The 3,114-nt window shown below is 69.3% G+C and carries 3 protein-coding genes and 1 pseudogene; all 4 read right to left on the reverse strand.

The genetic code is table 11. The features are described 5' to 3' along the window. On the reverse strand, positions 1-203 hold a 203-nt coding region (locus IJH84_RS16455; protein WP_295145958.1), incomplete at its 3' end, for a hypothetical protein. Beyond that, positions 200-1,207 carry a cytochrome d ubiquinol oxidase subunit II gene (cydB, locus tag IJH84_RS16460; protein ID WP_295145960.1) on the reverse strand — a complete coding sequence of 336 codons (1,008 nt, stop codon included), beginning with the start codon at positions 1,205-1,207 and terminating at the stop codon, positions 200-202. The genes IJH84_RS16455 and cydB, both read right to left, overlap by 4 nt. A 16-nt stretch (positions 1,208-1,223) precedes the next feature. Continuing rightward, entirely contained in the window at positions 1,224-2,723 is a 1,500-nt protein-coding gene (locus IJH84_RS16465) for a cytochrome ubiquinol oxidase subunit I (RefSeq protein WP_295145962.1), read from the reverse strand. A 213-nt stretch (positions 2,724-2,936) separates the two neighbouring features. Continuing rightward, a pseudogene (locus IJH84_RS16470) lies at positions 2,937-3,114 on the reverse strand (IclR family transcriptional regulator); the annotation flags it as partial.

The following is a 3,114-nucleotide window of genomic DNA, read 5'->3' on the forward strand; positions in this document are numbered from 1 at the left end:
ATCGCGCCTGCCAGCACACCGAGCCGATCGCTGATCGCGGCACCACCGACGCCATGTGCCACCACCTCGGCCAGCGCACTCGCGAGCGCCCAGGCTTGCACCACCAGCGCGGCGGCGTTGCCCACCGCCAGCGAACCGCCCGCCACCAGGGCTCGCCGGGCGGAACCGGACAGCCGGGGCAGCGCGCCCAGCGGCCCGCTCACGGCGCGTGCACCGGCGGGATGTGGTGGGCGCCGATGCGCTTGCGGAACACCCAGTAAGTCCAGCCCTGGTAGACCAGCACGGCCGGCGTGCCGAACGCGGCGACCCAGGTCATCACGGTGAGCGTGTACGGGCTCGATGCGGTGTCCGCGACCGACAACGACCACTCCGGGTCCAAAGTGGACGGGAGCACGTCGGGCCACAGCGCACCGAACAACGTCACCACCACGCCCGCGAGCGCGACGCCCTGCAGTGCGAACGCCTGCCCGTCCCGCCACGAGTACATCCGCACCAGCCCGGCCAACGCCGCTACCAGCGCGACGACCAGCGGAACCCACGTCCACGCGGAACCCGCCGCGAACTGCGCGACCAGCACCAGCAGGACCACCGGCAGCAGCAGCGGCACACCGAAGCGCAGCGCGAAGGCCCGCGCCCGCTCCCGCACCTCACCGGCGGTCTTCAACGACAGGAACGCCGCCCCGTGCAGGAACGAGAACCCCCACACCGCCAGCGCACCGAGCACGTTCGACGTGGTCAGGATTCCCAGCGGCCCGCCGACCCGATCGCCGTTGGCATCCAGCGGCAGGCCGAACACGCTGGCCGACAAGATCAGCCCGACCATCATCGGCGAGATCCACGAGGCCAGCACGATCACGGCGTCCCAGCTGCGCCGCCACCGCGCCGTGTCCACCTTGCCGCGGTACTCGAACGCCACCCCGCGCCCGATCAGCGCCAGCAGCAGCAACAGCAGCGGCAGATATGCGGCGCTGAACAGCGAGGCGTACCAGCCGGGGAACGCGGCGAACGTCGCACCGCCCGCCACGATCAGCCAGACCTCGTTGCCGTCCCAGACCGGGCCGATCGTGTTGATCAGCACCCGGCGTTCCCGCTCCTCGCGGCCCAGGATCGGCAGCAGCATCCCGACGCCGAAGTCGAAGCCCTCCAGGAACAGGTAGCCCAGCCACAGCACGGCGATCAGGGCGAACCAGAACGTGGGCAGGTCCATCACTCATCCACTCCGGTCAGTACGCGAACGACAGGGTGTCGTCGGACTTCTCGTCCTCGGACGGCTCGTGCGGCATCGCGGCGTCCACCCCGGCCCGGACGTAGCGCACGATCAGGAAGATCTCCACCACGGCCAGCACGCCGTAGATGCTGGTCAGCGCGATCAGCGAGGTCAGCATCTCGCCCGGCGACACTCCGGAGGAGACCGCCTGCGCGGTGTACATCCACACTCCGTCCACACCGGACGGATTGGGGTTCGGCGCCACCACGAACGGCTGGCGGCCGAGCTCGGTGAAGATCCAGCCGAACGCGTTGCCCAGGAACGGCGTCGCGATGCTGGCGACGGCCAGCGGCGCCCACCAGCGCCCCTTCGGGAACCGGTTCTTGCGGGTCAGCCACAGCACCGCGACCGAACCGAGCGCGGCCATCGCCCCGAAGCCGATCATGAACCGGAATCCCCAGTAAGTGGCCGGGAGGTTCGGCACGTAGTCGATCGGCGCCCCGGCGTACTGCCCCATCCGCGGATCGTCCGGCAGGTGCGTGCCGTACTTGGCTTGGTACTCCGGCACCAGCTGCTGGATACCCTTGACCTCGCTGCTGAAGTCGCCGTTGGCCAGGTACGACAGGACGTAGGGCACGGTGAAGCTCTTGACGTCCTCGCAGTTCGGCTGCCCCACGTCGCCGTAGGCGAAGATCGAGAAGCTGGCGGGCTGCTCGGTGTGGCACCGCGCCGCGGCCGAGGCCATCGTCATCGGCGGCTGCTCGAACATCAGCTTGCCCTGCACGTCGCCGGACAGCGCGAGCCCGGCGAAGGCGATCACGCCGACCCATGCACCCAGCCGCATCGAGACGTGCCAGAGCTTGCGGTCCTCGTCGTCCGGGTCCGAGTTCCGGTGGTGCTTGGCGATCTTGTAGGCGGCGATGCCGATCAGGAACGAACCGGCCACCGCGAAGCAGCCGAAGACGGTGTGCGGGAACGCGGCCAGCACGGTGTTGTTGCCCAGCACCGCCCAGATCGAGTTCAGCCGCGGGCGCCCGTCGGCGAACTCGATGCCGACCGGGTGCTGCATCCACGAGTTCGCCGCCAGGATGAAGTACGCCGACGCGGCCGTGGCCAGCGAGAACGCCCAGGCGCACGCGAGGTGCACGCGCTTCGGCAGCCGGTCCCACCCGAAGATCCACAGTCCCAGGAAGGTGGATTCGACGAAGAACGCGACCAGGCCCTCCATGGCCAGCGGGGCGCCGAACACGTCGCCGACGAACCGCGAGTACTCGCTCCAGGCCATGCCGAACTGGAACTCCTGCACGATCCCGGTGACCACGCCCATCGCGAAGTTGATCATCATCAACTTGCCCCAGAACCGGGTCATCCGCAGGTAGCGCTGCTTCCCGGTGCGCACCCAAGCCGTCTGCATTCCGGCGACCAGCAGCGAAAGCCCGATGGTCAGCGGAACCATCAGGAAGTGGTAGACGGTCGTGATCCCGAATTGCCAGCGGGCGATGTCGAGGAGGTCCACGCGGCCAGTCTGCCGCCGCCGGAATCGGCCCGATCAGGGACGGCCGTCCCCCACGAAGGGACTTTTGGTCCCGGCACCACCCGGGACTTTGGTCCTGGCAGGTGGCTCGGGCCACTCTTTTCTACCAACAACCCGCGCCGCGCGGAACCCTTCTCCGCCGAGCCTGCCGGAAACGAAAACGCGAAATCCGGAATGAAACGAATTCGGCGCCGCTCAGCGCAACGCGTCGGCCACCGCTTGCGCGGTGTCGAAGACCAGCGGCCCGATCTCGTCGGCGGGCAGCGATTCGAGCGACAGGACGCCGACGCTCGCCCGCAATCCCGGCACCCCGCGAACCGGTGCGGCCACGCCGGACGTCCCGGCGTGCGGTTCCCCGCCCGCGGCGACCCAC

Origin of the sequence: Saccharopolyspora sp. (assembly GCF_017434145.1) — a bacterium.
GTDB classification, from domain to species: Bacteria; Actinomycetota; Actinomycetes; order Mycobacteriales; family Pseudonocardiaceae; genus Saccharopolyspora_C; species Saccharopolyspora_C galaxeae.